Below are 21,188 nucleotides of genomic sequence, written 5' to 3'. Positions count from 1 at the left end.
GCAATGTTAATATATAATTTTCAAAAAGAATTTTTAGGTATAGATGCCAAAGACCTGCAAGAGCTAGGCTATCAAGATCTATCTTCATTAAGAAGTGAGGTAACAGATTTTGCTGATTTATTTGTAAAAACACCTGGTTATATTCATAATTTTCAACATGTACACTGGATAGATTTTATTGATTGTGCAGATGATGGTGAAATACAAAAAGTTATTATTAATGCAAATGAAAAAAACTTTACCGCCAATCTATTAATTTCCTATGCTTATCTCAGCGATAATCCAATAGAAAAAGCATATCTTATTCATCTCAACAATTTAAGAGTTTTATCTGATAGAGAAGTTGAGCATATTCATGATGATATTTTACAAAAGCCTACTCCAATACATCACAAACCTATAGTAAAACCAGTTCATGAACCAGTACAAGATATATTGCTTCCAGAAGATGTGAACAATAATATAGATGAATTTATACCTCAAGTCCAAGAAAGTGTGCAGGAGAATGTTCAAGAAGTCCCTGCTGTAGAAGATATAAATGATATAAAACTTGACATTGATTTAGAAGAAGAACCTAGTGTCACACCTCCAAGCAAAGTTCATAAAAAAGAAGAAGTTAACAATGGATATATCTACAACCCGGAAGTAGCTTCAAAAGAGTTAGGTCTACCACTTGATTTAATAGAAGAGTTTATCCAAGATTTTATAGCACAGGCTAGAGATTTTAAATCAGAACTTTATACTTCACTAAATGATGGAGATATTGACAATGTTAAAACCTTGTCTCATAAACTCAAAGGTGTTGCTGCAAACCTAAGGATTGAGGACGCATTTGAAGTTCTCGCACTCATTAATACTACTCCTGACATTTCAGTGATTCAAAGTAACTTAGATTTGTTTTATAAAATCATTGCTAAATTAGCTGGTGAAGAGATTGATGAAGTAGTTACAGTTGAAGCAGAACAAGCACAAGCACAAGAAGAGAAACAAGAAGAATTTTCACTTGAATTTAAAGATGATGAAGATAATGTTATTCAAGAGCCTATAGAAATTCAGGAAGAAGAGAAAGAAGAGAAAGAAGAGAAAGAAGAGAAAGAAGAGAAAGAAGAAGCAAAAAAAGAAGAAGAACTTTCACTTACATTTAAAGATGAAGCTCAAGAAATAGTTCCAAAAATAGCACAAGAAACTATTGAAATTAGCTATTCAAAAGAGAAGGTGGCAAATGAAATTGGGCTTGATATTGAAAGCTTTAAAGAAGTGTTTAATGATTATATTTATGAAACGAATATACTTATCAAAGAGATGCAAGATGCCACTGAAAATAACAACTTTGACCTCGTTAATTTTGAGGTAATGAAACTCAAAGGAATGAGTGAAAATATGCGAATAAATAGCTTTAATAGTGATCTTGAAGCACTTACACACTCAACAAATCAAGAAAAGTCACTCAAACTCATTCATAAAATTCAAGATATAATAAACCAATTATCAAAAATAGGAGCTTAACAATGCAACTCAGCCTAAAAAATAGATTACGACTTATCAGTCTAATACCAATTATTATTCTCTTTTTTGTAACAAGTTACTTTGTGTATACTTCATACGACAGTTATAAATCTGCGCAACTTTTACAAAATAAGCTCTCAACTAATAGAGAGCTTAATGACCTACTTATCAATATCTCTCGAGAGAAGGGTATGACCGTCATTTACCTCGGAAACTCTTCACCAAAGACTCTTAAATCTTTGGTAAAACAGAGAAAAATTGTAGATGCCTTAACAAAAAAATATTTCCAAGGTATCAAAAATATTCCTAGTAAACTAAGTTCCGCTTTAAAAGAGATTCAACAATCTCGTCTATTAGTAGATGAGCATAAAATAAGTTTTGAAGATGTTTATCAAAATGTATATGCCAAAGCCCAAAATATTGCAATTAAGGAACTTGAAAAAATTACGAATGAACAACTCGATGCAAAAATTAATGAATACACAAACAAATATATAGAATTTGTTCGAGCAAGTGAATATACTGCACAAGAGAGAGACTATCTTTCATATACTATTGCTAAATCAACCCCTTTAAATGAAGAATCAATTAATAAATGGATTTCACTCATTGCAAAAGCAGATGCTTTAGACTATGATACTTTAAAAAATAAAATGTTAGTATCAAAGCTCAATAATATCTTTAAAAATGAAGATGCAACGGAGTTGTTTGAAGATATAAATAGCCAAAGAGCTGCAATTTTAGTTGAAGCTGCGCAAGGGAAATATGATACAAACGCAGGTGTTTGGTTTGCTATGCTTTCTGAAAAAATAAATATGATTTCTAACGCAGAAGAGATACTCCTTGAAACAATGGATACAAGAGCTATCACCATTAAAACAGATGCTCTGCAACTTCTCGCAATTACCTTTACAATTTGGCTTATTTCAGTCATTTTAGCAATTTTTGGATTTTTACTTTCTAATGAAATAGCTAGAAATATTCTTAACCTAGAAAATGTTTTAAAAAGAGTTGCTGATGACACAAATGACACTTCTCAAAAAAGAGAAATAAATCTTCACACTGCAAAAGGTACAGAAGAAGCCTATAATCTACTTGAACATATTATTGAGCAAACACGGCTTGATAAAGAAAGTGCGCAAGAAGCGAGTGAAGCAAAATCAATGTTTTTGGCAAATATGTCACATGAGATACGAACACCACTTAATGGTATTGTTGGATTTACTGAACTTTTGAAAGATACAGGTCTTCAAGAAGAGCAAGCTGAATTTGTTGAAATTATTGAAAAAAGTTCTGAAAATCTTTTGGAAATCATCAATAATATTCTTGACCTTTCAAAAATTGAGAGTAATAAACTAGAGATTGAAGATATTATTTTTAATCCTATAGAAGAGTTTGAAAGTGCTGTTGAAGTCTACTCTGTTCGTGCTAGTGAAAAACAGATTGACTTAAGCTGTTTTATAGACCCAGAACTTGAGCAAGCACTTAAAGGTGATCCAACAAAGATTAAAGAGGTGCTTATAAATCTTCTTTCAAATGCAGTTAAATTCACAAATAGTTCTGGAATGATTAATGTCGATATTAGAAAACAGACTTCAGTGCAAGAGGGGATTACAAGAGTTAGATTTGAAGTGCAAGATAGCGGTATTGGTGTTACAAGTGAGCAAAAATCAAAAATATTTGAAGCCTTTTCACAAGCAGATACTTCCATTACGCGTAAATATGGTGGTACTGGTTTAGGGCTTACCATTTCTGCTAGATTTATTGAGCTTATGGGTGGACAACTTGATTTACAAAGTGAACCAGGAGAAGGAACAACTTTCTTCTTTACAATTGATTTTGAAGAGATTAAGACAAAAGGGGAGACTCTTCAAGGGGCTTATTCAAGCATTAATGCCCTTGTTTTAGAATCAGAACATAAAACAAAAAGACAAGATAGTTACCTCTTAGAGTATCTTGATTTTTATGGTGTAAGCTATACAAAGTACAAAGATTTAGCTGAACTAGAGAACCTGCAAAAACAGATTAACTATGATTTACTTTTTATTGATTATGAACACTGTAGTGAAAAAGAGCTTAAAGAGTATGCATCTCTTCGCCAGAAACTAATTTTAATCACAAAGTCGTTTTATATGAAAACTATTGAGAGTTTCGGTATTGAAATATTTAAAACACTCTATGAACCACTCAACAATACAAAATTAAAAAGTGCACTTGAAAGTTACCAAAGCGAGAATTTTACAGCTGTAACACAAGAGAGAAAAATTCCAACAACTATTGATATGGAATCTGCAAAATTTAATGCAAAAGTTTTAGTTGCTGAGGACAATATTATCAATCAAAAATTGATAAAAAGAACACTTGAAGATTTAGGTCTTACAGTTAGTATTGCATCCAATGGACTTGAAGCTTTCCAAAAGCGTAAAGATGGTGATTTTGATCTTATATTTATGGATATTCAAATGCCATTCCTTGACGGTATTGAAGCGACAAAAGAGATTTTAGAGTTTGAAGAGGATTACCATAGGATTCATGTTCCTATTATTGCACTAACAGCAAATGCCCTTAAAGGCGATAGGGAAAGATTTATAGAAGCTGGTCTTGATGAATACACCACAAAACCACTTGTGCGTTCTGAGATCGTACTGCTATTGACACAATTTTTATCTGATAAAATCATAGATGTGAGAGAAGAACCAGAAATTAAAATTGAGCCTGAAACAGCAGTAGCAGAAGTAGCAGAAGTAGAAGAGGTAGAAGAAGCAGTAACAGAAAAAGAAGTAAAAGTAGAGAAAACAGAAGCTGCAGGAGAAGAACAAGAGATAGTAGAGGAAGAAGCATTACTAGAGGTAGAAGAAGCGGAGGTAGAGGAAGAAGAACAGATACCTCAGCAGAGACAAAAACAGGAGTACAAAGCAGATATAATCCTTGCTAAGAAAAGTCTTTTTGAAACAAAACTCTTTCAAAAAGTTTTAGACTCACTCGGCTATAGCTATGATGTTGCTAACACTACTGCAGAATTAGAAAGTATGATTGCAGACAACAATTACAGAGTTATTCTTTTTGACAAAGAGTTACAAAATCTAAATATTGAAGCATTTTCAAAACTTGTTAAATCAGCAAGTCAAAAGAGTAATTTACCAACATACCTTGTTTTAATGAATAACGATGACAACAGTGGTGAAGATATAGCTTATGTGCATGAAAGCATACGCAATATAGTAAATAAAGACTTACTGCGTTTAGTTATTGAAAAATTTATATAAAGGAAAATAGATGCAAAGAACTGATTTGGTCGTCCTAGCAGTAGATGATGATATAATTAATTTGAAACTTTTAAAATCTATGCTGATGAAAAATAGTCATGTCAAAGAAGTTGTAGAAGCAAAAAATGGCTCTGATGCCATTGGATTACTCAAAGCAAGAGATGATATAGACTTAATACTTTTAGACATTATAATGCCCATAATGAACGGCATCGAGATGCTAAAAGTTGTAAGAGCAGACGACAGCCTTCGTCAACTTCCTATTATTGTTTTAACAACGGATGAAACGAAAAAAAATGAGGCACTCGAATCAGGTGCAAATGGTTTTCTTATGAAGCCCATTCGAAATGACGACCTACTCAAAAAGATGGCAACAGTCATACTCTAAACAAGTTCTATACAAGAACTTGTTTTAAAACCTCTTCAACTCTTTTAACAGGAACAATCTCAAGCGCTTCTTGCACCTCTTTTGGAATATCTTCTAAATCTCGCTCATAATTTTTTGCAGGAATCAAAACTTTTGTCATTTCAGCCTTATATGCTGCAATAAGTTTCTCTTTTAAGCCACCAATAGGAAGTACATCTCCGCTCAAAGAGACCTCACCTGTCATTGCAATCTCAGAACGGATTTTTCGTGAGCTTAGTATAGATGCAATAACACTTACCATAGCAATACCAGCACTTGGTCCATCTTTTGGAGTCGCTCCATCTGGAACATGAATATGTAAATCATAGCGCTTGTAGACTTCACTAGAATCCACTTCCACAATCTCCTCTTTCTCTTTGAATGTCAAAGGGATATTATCTTGAGAAATGCGTAGTTTTCTTTTATCTATAAGTGTTTTGACAACACTCATAGCAATACGCGCTGACTCTTTCATCACATCACCAAGACTACCAGTGAGCTGAAGCGTTCCTTTTCCCTTGATGCGAATACTCTCAATTTTAAGTACATCACCACCAACCGCAGTCCAAGCCAAGCCATTTACCACACCCACAACTGGTATTTTATCTGTCTTCTCAATTTCAAAAATACTTTTATCGAAAAATGTTTTTAAATTTTTCATAGATACAGTGACCTTATTCATCTCAGGATGTTTAAGTATATCTAAGGCAGCTTTTCGAGACATTTCAGCAATTCGTCTGCGTAAATTTCTCACTCCCGCTTCACGCGTATAAGAGTGTATTAAATCTTTTAAAGCCGGCTTAGAGATACTAAGCTCATTTTTTTTCAGTCCATGCTTTTTTAACTCTTGTGGAATTAAATAGCGACGCGCTATTTCAAACTTCTCCTGAGGAGTGTAAGAGCTGAGTGTAATAAACTCCATTCTGTCACGAAGTGGAGCAGGAATACGCCCAATATCATTTGCAGTGGCAATAAAAATGACATTACTTAAATCTAAATCAAAATTAAGATAATAGTCACGAAATTCACTGTTTTGCTCTGGATCTAATATCTCTAAAAGTGCAGCGGTAGGGTCACCTCTTTGTGAGCGTGTTATCTTATCTATCTCATCAAGTACAATCACCGGATTTATTTTTTTAGCATCAATCAAACCTTGAGTAATACGCCCAGGCATAGCCCCAACATAAGTACGACGATGACCACGAAGTTCATTTACATCTTCAAGTCCACCAAGTGCTATTCTCACAAGAGGACGTTTTAGTGCAGTTGCTATTGAGTTAGCAAGTGATGTTTTTCCAACGCCTGGAGGTCCTGCAAAACAGAGAATAGCCCCCGCATTTTTTTTCGCAGTAATCCCACGAAGTTCAAGCAGCTCTTTTACTGCGAAATACTCTACTATACGCTCTTTTGGTTTTTCAAGTGAAAAGTGGTCTTTATTTAGTTGTTCTTCTACCGTTTCAATTTTAAGTGATTTTTTCGCTAAATCTCCAAAAGGAATATCTAAAACCCAGTCAAGATAGGTCTGCGTCATAGAAGCATCAGAAGAGTCGGGATGCATACGAGAAAATCTCTCTAATTGTTTAGAAATCTCTTTATAAGCATCTTCTGTCATCTTCTCTTTTTTTGCTTCGAGTTGTTTCTTGTACTCTTCTATCTCTTCATCACGGGAAGTATCAACACCAAGCTCTTGCTGAATCTGCTTCATCTGCTCTTTTAAGAAGTACTCTTTATTTACCTCTTCAATATGTGAATGCACTTTTGAGCGAATCTCTTTTTGCAATTTATTTGCTTCTATCTCTTCAATAAGATAATCAATCAAATCCAAAAATCTTTTTTCAGTATCACTCTCCACAAAAAGTTTATATGCCTGCTCTTTTTTAAGCTTAATAGTAGAACAAATCAAATCTATAATACGGTTATGATCATGATTTTCTTCTATAGTTCTTAGTAAATCAGGAGGAAAATAGTTGCTAACCAAAGAAAGCGCTCTTACTTTTTCTCGCACTACTTCTAAAATTGCATCAGCCTTAAGTGCATCAACATCTGAAGACTCAATTATATCAACATGTGCTATAAGAGGATTTTGTGAAACCTGATAAAGAGATTTTGCACGAGCAAGTCCTTGAAAAAGTACTTTTACTCTTCCATCAGGTAAAGAAACCTTACGCATAATAGAGCCAACAACGCCCGTATCATATAAAGCATCAAAATCTCTTTCACCTTCATGTCCTGCTTTACTTGTACAGACAATAACAAGAGAGTTGTTATCTATAGCTTTTGTTGCTGCGTTTATGTTCTCTTTATCACTTAAAAAAAGTGGTGATATCATAAATGGGTATAAAAAAAGTTCATCTTCTGCTATTACCGGAATATCAGCAGGAAATTCTCCATAATTACTCAATTTCATAAATTTTCATCCTTTACTTCGTTATATTTTCATCACTATCGCTAACTGTATTTCGTGAAACGACACTTTTTGTATCTGGTATTAAAAAAGCATACCAACTTGATTTGCCATCGCCAACAAACCACTCTCTATACCAAGGAATTTTAGCCGGTGTAACATTTTTCCAGTTTATCCACGCCTGAGGGTCAAGATCTCTATAATATTTTGCTGATCTTGGTTTATCAATTCTATCATACAAACCTGCAATACTCTCGTTAAACGAAGCTCTTCCAAGATAAAGTCTTGTGAGCATTGTATCTACTAAAGAGTAGTACATAGAGTGAGGATGGTTTTTCTCAAAAGCTTCAGCTTGTTCAATAGCATCTTGAATAAAAACCTGATCTCTTCTTGGATGTGGCAAAGATCTGTATTTTGCTTTGATTTTTAAATACTCTGCAAACTCTATCTCATTGGCGTTGGCATAACGCTTTATGTACTCACTCAAAAAATGTTCCGTTAAAAGATACTCCCCATTGTGCATATGTGCAATTGCCAAAATCATCGTCGCCTCAGGTAAAAGTGGCGAACCAATATGCTCACCCTGCAATGAGGAGTAGTAATCATCAGCTTTATCATAGTTTCCATCTGAGAGGGATTCTATAATTTTACCATACCAGTAAACGGCTGGTTTATTATATTCATCAACACTTTTTGAACATGCACTGAAAAGCAGACTCAAAACAAACAAACCCAAAAATATATACATTCTTTTCATAAAATAGACTTCCTTTCGTAATTAGATTGTTATTTTATCTAAAAGATATATAACACGCATTAAATAAGAGAGATTTCAGCTTTTTTAAAGCTTACTCATTAGATAATGTAGTATAGTAACTGTGCTTTGCTACTGAGCCCCGTTGTGTGGTGCAGTAATTTTACTCTGAAGGGGACGCTATGAAACCGCTAATTTTGAAACTTTTATTTATTAACTTAACCTTTTTTACTTTTTTTCTTTCCAATTTAAACGCAAAAACAACTTATGTTGACAATGCGGATGATATTTGTTATGAAAAGCCTACTCCTAGTGGTTTTATGTGTATAAATATGGGAATATGCTCTGGAGGATTGGGATGTAAAAATACATATCCACTTAAAAACATTGGTTCTTCAACGCTGTCCAATGTAGAAGCTATTTATGATGAGAGTGGATTGGGAGGATCTTTCTCAAGTGATTGTGGTGTCAACCCTTCTGGAACTTGTACATCTAAAAGTAACATCAATATGGGTCCTTTTGGAATGTTAGGTAAAACAACAGTTTTTGACTTAGCTAATTCGATTCCACCAGACGACAACAGTAATTCTATATGGGCTTCTAACTTTGCAGGTATGAGTTGTTTCAACGGTGCTAACTTATATGCTACCTATACAAAGAATGGGCAACAATACAGAGGTGTTGTGCAAGCTTGTCCAACTGCAACACAAGAAAGTAATGGAGATAGAGATTTTGAACTACGACATCAAGAAAATATTACTGGTGATGTAAAAGTTATTGGGAATACTGTTTTATGTGAGCACAATTCACATGGGCAATGTGAAGAATCTAAGGATGGTCTTTCAAACGATCAAGTTGACTTACAAAAAGCTCCTATTTCATCATCAACTCTTACTATACCTGACGGTGCTGTAGTTGTATATGCCCGTATTTACTGGCAAGGTAGAATAAAAGCACAATATAAAAAAGACTATAAACAATGGACAAATAAGCAAAAGAACTTAGCAAAGGTTATAGAAATAAAAAAAGGAAATAGTGGAGCATACAAGAAGCTAACGGCTGATGTTGCTGACTTTAGTAGTACTGATTATATTAATATATACTCTGCCAGTGCAGATGCTCTTCCCGCTGTAACTGGTAGTGGAACATATTATGTGGATCCTTCTAGCTTTTATACAAATACAGGAGAAACATCTGATGCTGATCCTTCTGATGGACTAGGTAACTATGGTGCATGGAGTTTGGTTGTAGTTTATCAAGACAATAATAGCACTACAACAAGAAACATTAGTATATTTGATGGGTATAAAAAAGTCACTTCTAGTAGTGGTAATATTAATGTATCAGTTAGTGGTTTTCTAACACCAAAAGTGAACCCTGTCGATTCTAAAACATATGTATTTGCTGGAGAGGGAGATAAATATCTCAAAAATACTGGCGATGTAGTCAAGATGAGCGGCATACGAAGACCAACTTCACCAATGGCAACCCTCGGTACATTTGATTCTCGCATTGATGTGCCTGCTACAAGAGTTCCAGATCTTATTAACAACAACGGAATCGACATCCAATACTATGATGTTGGAACAACCTCAGGGGCAAGAAATATTATAAAAACAGGAGAGACAGGTGCAAAATTTCAGTTTACCTCAGATCAAGATACCTATTTTCCATCACTAATAGTATTTTCAACACAAATATACGCACCTAGACTATGCTATGACTATACTTATGGACAGAATGGCTACTACATTACTGCTCCAAGTACGAAACCGACAGAAATTGAAGGTAGCTTTTCACCAACTAGACCTATCGATGTAAAATTATATTTTAAAAATCTTGAAAATTCTGATATTGAACTCAATGATTTACAGGTTCACATCTATAATATAGATACCTCAAAAGTTACCTATAAAAGAGACAGCACTGCTGTAACTGTCCCTGGAGGTCTGCAGCAAGACCCTATATCTGATGCAGGTAGAGATGTCGGTAATGACCATAATTATAATATCCCAATTGGACATCTAGGATCTTTACAATATTTTTATACTTACTATAGTTTAAATCATTTAGGCTCAGATATAAACACTACAATACATGCAAGACTAACTTATAAATACAGCGTAAAAATTGATGGACAATCTACTAACATTACAGGTATAGGAACATCCGATATTGCCGATATGAATCCCTGTCAGGGAAGCTCTGCTTATACACCAGTACCAGGTAGATTTAATGTAGTTCATAAATCACAAAAAAACAGCTCTTTAAGTTCTGACTACTATTTTAATCTTCCAACACAAGTTGTAAAAAGATATACAGATAACTATTTGATGCAATCACTTGATCCAGATGATCTCAATACCACAAAAGGAGCTACGGGTGTAATTGGATTAGAAATGGTTGACATGTCAGGTTTTCACTATGCTACAGCCACTTGTACTGATCATAATGCAACAACAATCAACAATCATAAAATATGGGTAATATTTGATAACAATACTACCAAATACATAGGAATAAAAAAAGCAGACTTACAAAATAATCTATTTTTTAATAGAGCATCAAAAAATGTTGCTTTTAGATTAAGCTATAATCCTTCTGCAATAAATAGCTCTCGTGTAAACCTAAAAGAAAATTCTAGTAAGCTTTTTGAAATTACTAATTATGATCAACTAGCAGGGCAAGAGTGTGATGCAAGTTTTGGAACTTCTAAAAAAATTGATACATACTGTGGTAGCGAGGGAAAAGGATCTTCCAATAATGGAATGGATTCTTCTGAACTAAGTCAATGTTTTTCATGTATATTTGGAACAGAAATCAAAAATGAGTGTTCAAGAGATAATTTTGCAATCCGTCCGGAAGCATTTTTACTACAACTCAAAGATCAAAACCAAACTACATCTTCAAATCTTTTAAATATCAATGGTACGGGTGCAAATAATGATATAAACTTAGCTGCAGGATATAGCTATAGACTAGATATAAATGCGACAAATCATCAAGACAACAATCCATCTAAAGGATATAATGCTGCGTTTGACAATAATCAGAGTAACACAGCTATGCAACTTCAATATAAATGGACACCACGACAAGCTATAAATAGTAATGCGTGTAATGATACGACTAATAAAATAATTGAAGGTGGATTTAACAATGGATTTTTAGACCATAACAGTTCAGTATCACAAGTTGGAGAGTACAAACTCTCTGCAGTTGATAAAGAGTGGACAGCTGTTGATTATAAATATATACAACACCATCAAAATAACAAATATTTCAATTCTGCTGCAAATGCAGATTGTATTCAAAACTCCGCTAATGTAGTCTCTAGCACTCATTATCAACTCAATGGATGTCAAATCAGTTCTTCTCATAAAAATGTAGATACTGGTTTTATTTACACTGATAAAAATGTAACTTTTCACCCTTATGCATTTGATCTAAACGCAGTAAATCCGACTGTAGGATTAACAGATGATGCAAATGTAACGGACGCATATATTTACATGGCTGATATAAGCAAAAATAGTGATGAAAATATGTCTTTTCACCTTAACGGCATTATTAGTGCTGTAGGAGCAGACTCAGCAGCAACTACAAACTTTGTAAATGGATGTTACGCGCAACCACTTCAACTAAATATAAAAGTGAGTGATATAAATTACTCAATTGCTTATAAGTATAGACTTCATATATTAGATGAGAATTCTACTCAAATAAGAGAAGAAGTAAAAGATCTAAATAACTCACAAAAGAAGGAATTAAATAAAATTTCTCTTCCTAATTCTGACTTTATTAAAAGTGCTCAGGGTAGTGTAAACACAATACTAAACTTAAACTATGATAGAAAAGTAAATAAAGCTGTTAATCCAGAGCTCATAACTTTTAAAACTTATAAAGTTGCATGTAGTACTCCTGCAAACTGTGCATATACTGCAGACCTCAATCTCTCAAACGCAGCAGAGGGAAAAAAAGATTTAAACTATAAAATCAAACATTATTATGGTAAAGCACATGCATTAAGACAGAGATATTTTGGCGCTGATGGAAATGTTTCTATCTATTATGAGGTCTATTGTGACTTAGCAAATGATGGTAACAAATCACTCTTACAAGATAAATTTAACTCAAAATACAGTGATGATCCTAGGTGGTTTATAAATACGAAACATAAAACTGCTAGAGATGGTAGAGTAAACAGCATCAATCAAAGAGGCTTTCCTTTAGGTTCAGGTAATGTTCAAGCCACTACAATAGACGCACAAACACTAACAAAAGCGCTTCTTAAATACTCCACTGCAAGCACTAATGGATACCCATATATAACAACGATGGAGATCAATGCTTCTAATTGGTTGATTTATAACAGATATAATAAAAATGCAAAGAAAAATGAATTTGAAGTTGAATTTATAAATAGTTCAGCAGGTTGGGCTGGAGAACACGAAACAAATTCTACAACTAAGAAAAATGCAGCTGATATTACAAACAGGAGACTGATGTGGTAAAGAGGTCTGCGTTTACTCTGATTGAGTTAATCTTTGCTATTGTTATTATTGCGATTACTGTACTTACTCTACCCATGATGAGTCGTGTTACGGCAAAAGGCATTGAAAATAGTATAGTCCAGGAAGCTATATTTGCAGCAGCGACAGAACTCAATGAAGCTACAACCTACCATTGGGATGCAAATTCTATAAACCCTGCGACGCCTAACTCGTATGCAAAAGTAATTGACATTAATGGGAGTTGCGATGACAATACAAGTTCTCCTCGTTATAGACTCCTACCCGGTCAGATTGAGCAACCTTTGCATAGAAGATGTTTAGATAGTAATGCAACGATACCGGCAGATGCTAATTCAGCAACTGTAGAAACTGTTGAGAACGCGGCGCATAATTATAGATTGATATTTTTGAATCCAACTCCAAATAAAGAAGGTTATAAAAATGAATATAAATCTATGGTCACAGTAGGAAAGAAAGCTACATTTGGTGATTTAAATAATAGTAAAAATATTAAACCTATTCAAGTCACTATAAAAAATTCAGATGGTACTATTTTAACATCACTCAAAACATATGTAACAAATATCGGCGAAACTGATTATTACAAAAAGGCATACTAATGAAAAAACATGCTGCGTTTACCATGGTTGAACTAATTTTTGTCATTGTAATTATGGGAATAATTGGAAAATTTGGAGTAGAATTTTTAGCAAAAGCATACCAAAGTTTCATATTTTCAAAAATCAACAATGAACTTCAATCAAAAAGTGAAACTGCTGTTGAAACTATAGCTGCACGATTGCAATACAGAATAAAAGATTCTGTTATAGCAAGAACTTCCACAAATGCAAACCCTATAGCCATCGCTGATGCAACAGGCAGCAATTATAAAGTTTTAGAGTGGGTTGGTATTGCCCAAGAGAGTCGCAGAGGACTCAGTCTCCAAGCACATGGAACCCCATATCTTCCAGATTGGAGCGGTATCATTGATCTTAATGCAGGCAATCAACACATACTTGTCTCTCCTCAAACTGATACTGCGAATGTAAACACAATGATTGGTGATCTAAGTGATAGAAATACAACTATAGATGATGCTGCTATCTACTTTGTAGGAGCAAATAGTAATGTACAAACAGGATATGGTTGGTCAGGTACAAACGCAGGAAATGGTAAACTTATAACACAACAAGGAGCAATGCACCCCATAAAAAGAGTAGCCGGAATAGCTAATGCCTTTACAAGCTCAAATGGAGTGGATTTCAGTGGTGTTGATGTTTATGAATACTATTTGCTTGCTTGGACAGCTTATGCCATTGTATATGAACCTGGAACAAACAACAAAGGGACACTGCGTTTATATTATGATTATCAACCATGGAACGGTGAAAAAATGACAGACGGTAAGAATTCCATTTTAATGACTGATGTAAGTACATTTCAGTTTATGTCAATAGGTTCAATTATGAAAATTCAAGTTTGTACAAAAAGTGACCTAGCAGAGGAGTATTCTTTATGCAAAGAAAAAACAATTTTTTAGCCAATAGAAAAGCAAAACCAGCCTTTGCAATGATTATGGCAATAGCTCTAATAGTTGTTATCTCAACAATAATGGCATTAGCTATGTTTCTGAGTGCAAAGTCCACGAAAAAAACAGCTGACCTCTATCTCTATGAACAAGCCGTACTAGAAGCACATAGTGCAGCAGAGTACTCTCTTTTAAAAATTGCACAAGATGGTCCCTGCACACATTTTAATGATTTACACTTTACACAAGACAATATTTATCAAATTAATATTACAAATAGATTCATCTATACAACTCCACTTCCTGCTGGATGTGTAGATGATGGCACGGTAAATGACAATGTCTATGCCACTGTTACCACTCCTGAACAAAATGGTTCTGTTTTGATGGATATATCTGTAAGCGTAGTTAATCCAACTGTAGTTAGCGAGCCTATTCGATATTTTAAAAGAAGCATACAAAAATTATAAATTTATAATCCTTTATCAACTTTTTAATGCTATAATTGACTTATATCACAAAAAAGGATTTAAAATGAATATTAGTATGACAGGAAGAAATATTGAACTTACTGATGCTATTAAAGAGCATATCTCATCTTCTATCGAAACATTAAAAAAATTTAATCTTGACATTATTTCAGTAAATGTCATTGCATCTTCACAAACAAAAAAAGGTAAAGAGCATGCATTTGTTGATTTTGTTATCAACTTGGCTCACAAAAATACAATTATAATTAAACAAAATGATGAAGATTTATATGTTGCTATTGATTTAGCTACAAATAGAGCACAAAAAGCACTCCGTCGTCTACATGATAAAGTTACAGACCATCAAAAAGTTGGTCTCAATGAAGTTAAAGCAGAAAATGTTGATGTAAAAGAAGCATCTCAAGAGATAGAAGATGAAATTATTCCGGTTGAATTAGATCTCTATAAACCTCGTGAAGTGGAAGATGTTTTAGAAGATCTCAAAACAAGTGGTAAAATGTTTGAAATCTTTTTAGACAATGAAAACAAAACACGCGTTCTTTACAAAAGAAACGATGGAAAATTTGGGCTTTATTAAGCTCAAATTTTCAAGTCTCGTTTTACTTGCTTAACCACTTTTTCATCCTCTGCAAAATCAATCCATCTAAACTGACTCCCACTTTGTGAGAGACCTTTGAGCAAATCACCACTTTTACGAAATTTCAAATCTAAATTTGCTATATCAAAACCACTTGTAGTATGCACAAATTCTTCAAGCCTTTGTGACTTTTGCTGATTTGTGTAAAGGTAACAGTAGCCTTTAAGCCCCGTTCTACTCACTCGTCCTCGAAGCTGATGCAATGTTGAGAGTCCAAGTCTCTCTGCACCTACAATCACAACAGTGGTAAGCCGTGGCAAAGATATACCAACCTCTACAACGGTTGTGGAGATAAGTAAATCTCCTTTTTCTCTAAAATCCATAAGTACCTGCTCTTTTGCCTTATCTTTTCCATGCGTCACATAAACATTTTCAAAATTCTTCTCCCAATACCCTCTTGCCTCATCAATACTTTGATAATCAAGCATCTCACTCTGCTCCACTAAAGGATAAACAATTAAGACTTGATTTTTTTTCGCAATTTCAGCTTTTATATGCGTTAAAAGTGTAGAAAAATCACTTTTATGAATAACAGATGAATCAATATCTTTTGTAAATGGTGTCGTAGTAATCAAGCTCACATCAATGTGTGCACTCTCTATCATCGCCTGCGTTCTAGGAATTGGTGTTGCAGAAAATTGCAAATAGTGTGGTCTTTTTTCATTAGCACTCACAAGTTTTTCAAGCATATTTCTCTGCAATGTTCCAAAGCGGTGCTGTTCATCCACCATTACAAGCGCTGCGTTTGGTAACTCTCTGTATAAAAGTGCATGCGTACCAATGATGAAATCATAAGCACTTAAATCCTCTTTTTTTGTTTTGTTTGTCACAAGGGCTATTTTAGCCTCTGGTAGAAATTTTTGAGCCTCTTCAAAGAGTTGATTTGCTAGTATTGTTGTAGGTGCCATTAGGATGGAACGCTCTGGCAACATCATATAAGCTGCTGCTAAAATTACCATGGTTTTACCACTCCCAACATCACCCACGACCATTCGTTTTGCTGCTACATCTTTTTTCAAATCATCTTTTATATCTTCTATTGCCTTTATCTGCTCATCAGTAAGCGTAAAAGGCAGAGTTTCACTCCATGGAGCATAATCTCTACTTAAAGATGTCACTGCTTTAAAGTAGCGTCTTTTCCCAGCTAAGAGACGCATATAAGAGAAGAGTTCTATATATTTTAAGGCTTCTAAGGATGTCTCACTCAGTTGCATGCCATCAAGTGTCTCTGCGTTTGGAAAATGGAGTTGCAATACGGCATCTGCTATTGCTGCGTTTAGACCTTCACTTAAAAGGTTCTCTTTTGTAAGGTATTTCTCCACTAAACGCAGCATTACATCGTTTCTCAGTGCAGTTTTATATTTTGCTGTGATTTTGCCAATTTTAGTCACTTTTTTTGGCATACTCATTGAGCAATGCCCCTGTTTACAATCTATAATTCCATAGTAGTAATCTCTATCACCAACTTTAAACTGATGGAGCATATAGGGTTTAGGACGAAAAAGAACACCTTGAATGGTATGCCCTAAATTATGTGCAAAAAAGGTTACTTGTATGGAATTTGGCGCTTTATACACAGATTCAACAGTTGCATCTATAAGCTGTGCTTTTTGTGGAAGTAGTTGCGTATGCAATCTGTAATCTTCATAAGAGTGCGGAATTAAAAGAGAGAGTTCTAAAAAGGAATCAATACCAAGCTTTTTAAATTTTGCTGTATCATCTTTAGATAAATTCATACGAACTACTCTATCTTATCTTCAAGATTCTTTACTCTTTTATATAGATTACTTATCATAAAAACCATAATCACTATAATGAGTGTTAAAACAGTATCTTCTAAATTTTTCATAATTTTCCTTTTTATGATATAATCTGCTTTAAGGAATTAGAGGGGTGCGACCCTCTAATTTACTGCCTGAAAAATCTTAATTATCATATAAATGATAGTTAGAACTTTCAGGATTGTGTCAAGATATTTCATCTTTGACCTCCAAAAAGCAGATTTGTCTTGCCGAGTAATCGGCAAGAACATCAACATTATAGAAAAAAATCAAAAAACATTTTAAAAATATGACAGATTGAAATATTTATGCGTTTACACGCTTGTTACGCTCTTCTTCCTGTGCTTTGTAGAGTTCTGCACATCCGCGTGAGAGTTCACGAATTTTTAAGATGTAGTTTTGTCTTTCAGTTTGTGAAATGGCTTTTCTTGCATCAAGAACATTAAAAGTATTTGAAGCAAGCATACATAAATCATAAGCAGGCAAAGGATACCCAGCTTCTAGTGTTCGTAAACACTCATCACTTTTTGCGGCAAAATCAGCAAAAAGCATCTCTGTATCTGCTATTTCAAAATTATAGTGTGAAAACTCTATTTCACTCTCTTTATGCACATCTTTGTAGAGTGTTTTCTTCCCGTTTGCATCCACATTCCAAACAATGTCAAATACAGTATCGACACCTTGTAGATACATTGCCAGACGCTCTGTACCGTAAGTAATTTCAGCAGTTACTGGCTTGCACTCTATACCACCAACTTGTTGAAAATAAGTAAACTGTGTTACTTCCATACCATTAAGCCAAACTTCCCAGCCAAGTCCCCAAGCACCAAGTGTAGGAGACTCCCAGTTATCTTCAATAAAACGAATGTCATGTTTACTTACATCAAGCCCTAAATACTCTAAAGATTGCAGATAAAGCTCTTGAATATTGTCTGGAGATGGTTTGATAATAGCCTGAAATTGGTAATACGAACCAAGTCTGTTCGGATTCTCTCCATATCTTCCATCAGTCGGACGACGAGATGGTGCAACATAGGCTGCTGCCCATGAAGTCGAGTCAAGTGAACGAAGAAAAGTAGCAGGGTGAAATGTCCCAGCACCCGCTGGAATATCGTAAGGCTGTACAATATTACACCCCTGTTTCATCCAAAATTCTTGTAGTTTTAGTAACATTTCGCTAAAAGTTATCATTTTTTCTCTCTTATAAAATTATTTTGCCATTATATCCAAAGAGACTTTTTTAGTATTTAAACGCAAAGCCGAACTTAATATATTGGTTGTTTGCTGTGCTGGTTGGTTCAAAGTATCCTTTGCCATCACTGCCAAAGAGTACATTAGATTTTTCTATCTCTTGGTTTTCATACACATACACTGCATAAACAGTAGTTTTTGGTGTTATGGCGTAGTTTGCTTTCAATGAAGTCGCAAGCGTATTTGCCGAGCCTAGTTTAAAAGTATCATTAATTCCCGTTGCACTCATCTTCGGAGAAATTCCATATTTGTATCCCAGCATAAGAGTGATTTTTAGTAGTTTTTGTACATACTGTAGACCTAGTTTTGGCGCTGTATATGCCCACATATAAGTCTCTACCTGATTTGAAGAGAGGCTGCGCTCCCATGTTCTGTACCCAAACGCAGCTCCTACCAAAAGATGCAATCGTTCGCTTATGCCAAGCCCATAAAGATAATCTACATCAAAATTTACAATTGTGTTGAGTGTTTTTCCTTGTAAACTTCCATATCCTTTCCCTGAATCAAGATATGCACCGACATAATCAGTTTTTCCTACTATTCTCTCAAACGCAACATCAAACTGGGAGAAGTCATCATCCGCTGCGTTTAGAACATAACTCAGACCAAGTTCTATTCCCATCATTTGTGAAAAATCTGATTTTTCACTATCAAGAATCTGTGAATTGTCATTATATTCTCGGTAATCCATACTCATACCAATCAAACCTGCATTAAAATACAAATCATTCTCTTTTGCCTGAACAACAGAGAGAAAAACAACAAACAAAACCAAGAATAACTTCATAATCCTACACAACCTTACAAATTATATCGCCAACCTCAGCACCCAAGAAGTTAGCAACCACATTACATTTTACTTTTAATAAAAAATAGACTTCTTCTCTATGTGTGGGAGAAAGCGATTCAAAATTCCCCATCCCTTTAGAGATAACTACATCTGCACTATCATACAACCCTTTTGCTCCATCATTTGCACGAGCATAATCAAAGCCTGGAGTATTCACACCACTATCTACTAAGTTACAAAGTGAGTCAAAACCTGCTTCTTTAGCCTCTTTCATTGTCACATCATTAATAATGGGCACACCACGCACCATATAAGAAAACGCTGCGTTTGGATAGAGCTTTTGCAATGTCTCTATAAACACATAATCAAAAATATGCTCTCCAACATTATCTCCAATGACCAAAACAGTCTCTGCATCTTCAAGACTGCATTTAAGCTGTGCAAAATCATCATGCGTAAACTCTGTTTTAAAGATTTTACAGAGCTCCTCTTCAAGGTCAAACGCAACCTCAGCAGCTAAGTCTATAACATTACCTGCAACTGCTATTTTTGTAGCAGTTAGGAGTTTATCATCACTTTTTGCAAGTTCTTCATGGAGTTGTGGCACAAAAGAGCGTGCTTTTTGTGTTGAGTGTTCTTTTACTTCATCATACAAATCACTTTTGCCTGCAATGAGAGCCATTTTTTCATACACATAGGCTGCAATTTGGGGAGGAGTTTGTGAAAAGGAGAAAGATTTGCTCATCTCTTCAACAGTAGAGATAAGCTGCGTTTGGAGTTTTTCATCTGCATGAATGGCGTCCGCCACCCTTGCACTTTGGTTGATAATGCAACCTACACAGGCATCTTGAATCTTCATTTAGTTGGTATGCTCTTCTATGGCTTTGTTCCACATCAGTTTATATTTACGGCGCATAAATTCTACTTCTTGTTGGGAGAGTTTGAGCTGTTCTTGCAGAGTATGGATGGTTTGTCTATCTTCATCATAAAGTTCTTGTAAAGAGGCAAGTGCTTCTCGCAAAAATTCATTCTCTACGCGTACTGCTTCGAGCGTTTCATCTTTTGCATCAAGCACTTTTTCATGTAGATTTATAATGGTTCCAATGGTTTTCTCAACAAACTCTGGCTGTACTAGCATCTCATGCGTGTTCTTTTCACTTAGTTCTTTGAGCTTTGCAGGAACAACAACCTCAGTAGCCCCTTTTGATGGGTCAATGTATCGCACACCATCTTCAGTTTTTACTGTAAGTTTACCACGCTCTACTAAATCATTGACTGCGTTTATATCAAGCCCAGTAAGTTTGCAGTACTCATCATCACTCATCCATGTCATTATCTGCCCCTATGACTATTTTATTATTGTCTCAATCTCTAGTGAATCCATCTCAACTTTTTTCGCTTTTGCTATTCTGTCTTCTTGAAGTTTTACACTAAGCTCTTCATTGTCAAGCGCTAAAATTTGCATTGCCAAATAGGCTGAATTAATTGCACCCGCTTTTCCTATGGCAACAGTAGCAACAGGCATTCCAGCTGGCATTTGAACGGTTGAGAGCAGAGCATCTATACCGCTAAGAGCCGAGGCAGACATAGGAACACCAATGATAGGCTTAATAGTTTTTGAAGATAAAACACCTGCTAAATGCGCTGCCATTCCAGCTGCAGCTATAAAAACCTGTGCACCCTTTCTCTCAGCCTCAGCGATGTACTCTTTTGTTCTCTCAGGAGAGCGATGTGCAGAGGAGATAATCAACTCATAACTTACACCAAACGCCTCAAATGTATCTGAGCATGATTTCATCACTTCATAGTCACTTTTTGAACCTATAATAATTGAAACAAATTTCATATTTTTTACCCTTT

At 34.8% G+C, this 21,188-nt stretch carries 16 protein-coding genes; 8 read left to right on the top strand and 8 right to left on the bottom strand.

All coding sequences use genetic code 11. From position 1 onward, the window contains the following. Window positions 1-3: 3 nt before the first annotated feature. The 3 genes from MVY38_RS00395 to MVY38_RS00385 are packed head-to-tail and all read left to right on the top strand — an operon-like array spanning window position 4 to window position 5,160. Window positions 4-1,506 (top strand): Hpt domain-containing protein, encoded by a 1,503-nt coding sequence (locus MVY38_RS00395; protein WP_297482170.1) that lies wholly within the window; start codon window positions 4-6, stop codon window positions 1,504-1,506. 2 nt (window positions 1,507-1,508) lie between these two features. Next, a complete protein-coding gene (locus tag MVY38_RS00390) occupies window positions 1,509-4,772 on the top strand; it encodes an ATP-binding protein (RefSeq protein WP_297482167.1) in 3,264 nt (1,087 codons plus the stop codon). 10 nt (window positions 4,773-4,782) lie between these two features. Further along, window positions 4,783-5,160: a response regulator gene (locus tag MVY38_RS00385; RefSeq protein WP_297482164.1), complete on the top strand. Its 378-nt coding sequence runs from the start codon at window positions 4,783-4,785 to the stop codon at window positions 5,158-5,160. 7 nt (window positions 5,161-5,167) lie between these two features. Here the strand turns inward: MVY38_RS00385 and lon are convergent, their stop codons facing one another. Both lon and bamD read right to left on the bottom strand, forming a co-directional pair. Further along, a complete protein-coding gene (gene lon / locus MVY38_RS00380; protein ID WP_297482161.1) occupies window positions 5,168-7,585 on the bottom strand; it encodes an endopeptidase La in 2,418 nt (805 codons plus the stop codon). A 13-nt stretch (window positions 7,586-7,598) separates the two neighbouring features. Next, window positions 7,599-8,339, bottom strand: coding sequence for an outer membrane protein assembly factor BamD (gene bamD, locus MVY38_RS00375; protein WP_297482158.1), 741 nt, complete (start codon window positions 8,337-8,339; stop codon window positions 7,599-7,601). A 179-nt stretch (window positions 8,340-8,518) separates the two neighbouring features. On the opposite strand from bamD, the gene MVY38_RS00370 reads away from it, so the two are divergent. From MVY38_RS00370 to raiA, 5 genes are all read left to right on the top strand, one after another. Then, entirely contained in the window at window positions 8,519-12,850 is a 4,332-nt protein-coding gene (locus MVY38_RS00370) for a hypothetical protein (RefSeq protein ID WP_297482154.1), read from the top strand. Next, window positions 12,844-13,470 carry a type II secretion system protein gene (locus MVY38_RS00365; RefSeq protein ID WP_297482152.1) on the top strand — a complete coding sequence of 209 codons (627 nt, stop codon included), beginning with the start codon at window positions 12,844-12,846 and terminating at the stop codon, window positions 13,468-13,470. Before MVY38_RS00370 ends, MVY38_RS00365 begins: the two co-directional genes overlap by 7 nt. Continuing rightward, window positions 13,470-14,390: a type II secretion system protein gene (locus tag MVY38_RS00360; RefSeq protein ID WP_297482149.1), complete on the top strand. Its 921-nt coding sequence runs from the start codon at window positions 13,470-13,472 to the stop codon at window positions 14,388-14,390. Before MVY38_RS00365 ends, MVY38_RS00360 begins: the two co-directional genes overlap by 1 nt. Further along, window positions 14,366-14,848 carry a hypothetical protein gene (locus MVY38_RS00355; RefSeq protein WP_297482147.1) on the top strand — a complete coding sequence of 161 codons (483 nt, stop codon included), beginning with the start codon at window positions 14,366-14,368 and terminating at the stop codon, window positions 14,846-14,848. Before MVY38_RS00360 ends, MVY38_RS00355 begins: the two co-directional genes overlap by 25 nt. Window positions 14,849-14,912: 64 nt before the next feature. After that, window positions 14,913-15,446 carry a ribosome-associated translation inhibitor RaiA gene (gene raiA / locus MVY38_RS00350; RefSeq protein WP_297482144.1) on the top strand — a complete coding sequence of 178 codons (534 nt, stop codon included), beginning with the start codon at window positions 14,913-14,915 and terminating at the stop codon, window positions 15,444-15,446. Between the two features lie 2 nt (window positions 15,447-15,448). Here the strand turns inward: raiA and recG are convergent, their stop codons facing one another. The 6 genes from recG to purE all read right to left on the bottom strand — a co-directional run bounded on the left by recG (window position 15,449) and on the right by purE (window position 21,174). Continuing rightward, window positions 15,449-17,242 carry an ATP-dependent DNA helicase RecG gene (gene recG / locus MVY38_RS00345; protein WP_297482142.1) on the bottom strand — a complete coding sequence of 598 codons (1,794 nt, stop codon included), beginning with the start codon at window positions 17,240-17,242 and terminating at the stop codon, window positions 15,449-15,451. A 351-nt stretch (window positions 17,243-17,593) separates the two neighbouring features. Then, entirely contained in the window at window positions 17,594-18,478 is an 885-nt protein-coding gene (gene glyQ / locus MVY38_RS00340; RefSeq protein ID WP_297482139.1) for a glycine--tRNA ligase subunit alpha, read from the bottom strand. Between the two features lie 49 nt (window positions 18,479-18,527). Beyond that, entirely contained in the window at window positions 18,528-19,325 is a 798-nt protein-coding gene (locus MVY38_RS00335) for a hypothetical protein (RefSeq protein WP_297482136.1), read from the bottom strand. 4 nt (window positions 19,326-19,329) lie between these two features. Beyond that, complete coding sequence (locus MVY38_RS00330; RefSeq protein WP_297482133.1) at window positions 19,330-20,187, bottom strand: ARMT1-like domain-containing protein; 858 nt, start codon at window positions 20,185-20,187, stop codon at window positions 19,330-19,332. Further along, a complete protein-coding gene (locus MVY38_RS00325; RefSeq protein WP_297482130.1) occupies window positions 20,188-20,661 on the bottom strand; it encodes a DUF3972 domain-containing protein in 474 nt (157 codons plus the stop codon). 15 nt (window positions 20,662-20,676) lie between these two features. Next, the gene (gene purE, locus MVY38_RS00320; RefSeq protein ID WP_297432133.1) at window positions 20,677-21,174 is read right to left on the bottom strand and encodes a 5-(carboxyamino)imidazole ribonucleotide mutase; all 498 of its coding nucleotides are present in this window, start codon (window positions 21,172-21,174) and stop codon (window positions 20,677-20,679) included. Between the last annotated feature and the right edge of the window lie 14 nt (window positions 21,175-21,188).

It is taken from the genome of Sulfurimonas sp. (genome assembly GCF_027056685.1).
Classification (GTDB): domain Bacteria; phylum Campylobacterota; class Campylobacteria; order Campylobacterales; family Sulfurimonadaceae; genus Sulfurimonas.
The sequence above is the reverse complement of the archived record's forward strand: the minus strand, read 5'-3'. Positions and strand labels throughout refer to the sequence as shown.

Coding starts and splice junctions, on each gene's coding strand:
- lon (WP_297482161.1), bottom strand. CDS start 7,585: ATGAAATTGAGTAATTATGGAGAATTTCCTGCTGATATTCCGGTAATA.
- MVY38_RS00370 (WP_297482154.1), top strand. CDS start 8,519: ATGAAACCGCTAATTTTGAAACTTTTATTTATTAACTTAACCTTTTTT.
- MVY38_RS00355 (WP_297482147.1), top strand. CDS start 14,366: ATGCAAAGAAAAAACAATTTTTTAGCCAATAGAAAAGCAAAACCAGCC.
- bamD (WP_297482158.1), bottom strand. CDS start 8,339: ATGAAAAGAATGTATATATTTTTGGGTTTGTTTGTTTTGAGTCTGCTT.
- MVY38_RS00395 (WP_297482170.1), top strand. CDS start 4: ATGTTAATATATAATTTTCAAAAAGAATTTTTAGGTATAGATGCCAAA.
- glyQ (WP_297482139.1), bottom strand. CDS start 18,478: ATGATAACTTTTAGCGAAATGTTACTAAAACTACAAGAATTTTGGATG.
- MVY38_RS00325 (WP_297482130.1), bottom strand. CDS start 20,661: ATGACATGGATGAGTGATGATGAGTACTGCAAACTTACTGGGCTTGAT.
- raiA (WP_297482144.1), top strand. CDS start 14,913: ATGAATATTAGTATGACAGGAAGAAATATTGAACTTACTGATGCTATT.
- MVY38_RS00385 (WP_297482164.1), top strand. CDS start 4,783: ATGCAAAGAACTGATTTGGTCGTCCTAGCAGTAGATGATGATATAATT.
- MVY38_RS00390 (WP_297482167.1), top strand. CDS start 1,509: ATGCAACTCAGCCTAAAAAATAGATTACGACTTATCAGTCTAATACCA.
- purE (WP_297432133.1), bottom strand. CDS start 21,174: ATGAAATTTGTTTCAATTATTATAGGTTCAAAAAGTGACTATGAAGTG.
- MVY38_RS00335 (WP_297482136.1), bottom strand. CDS start 19,325: ATGAAGTTATTCTTGGTTTTGTTTGTTGTTTTTCTCTCTGTTGTTCAG.
- MVY38_RS00360 (WP_297482149.1), top strand. CDS start 13,470: ATGAAAAAACATGCTGCGTTTACCATGGTTGAACTAATTTTTGTCATT.
- recG (WP_297482142.1), bottom strand. CDS start 17,242: ATGAATTTATCTAAAGATGATACAGCAAAATTTAAAAAGCTTGGTATT.
- MVY38_RS00330 (WP_297482133.1), bottom strand. CDS start 20,187: ATGAAGATTCAAGATGCCTGTGTAGGTTGCATTATCAACCAAAGTGCA.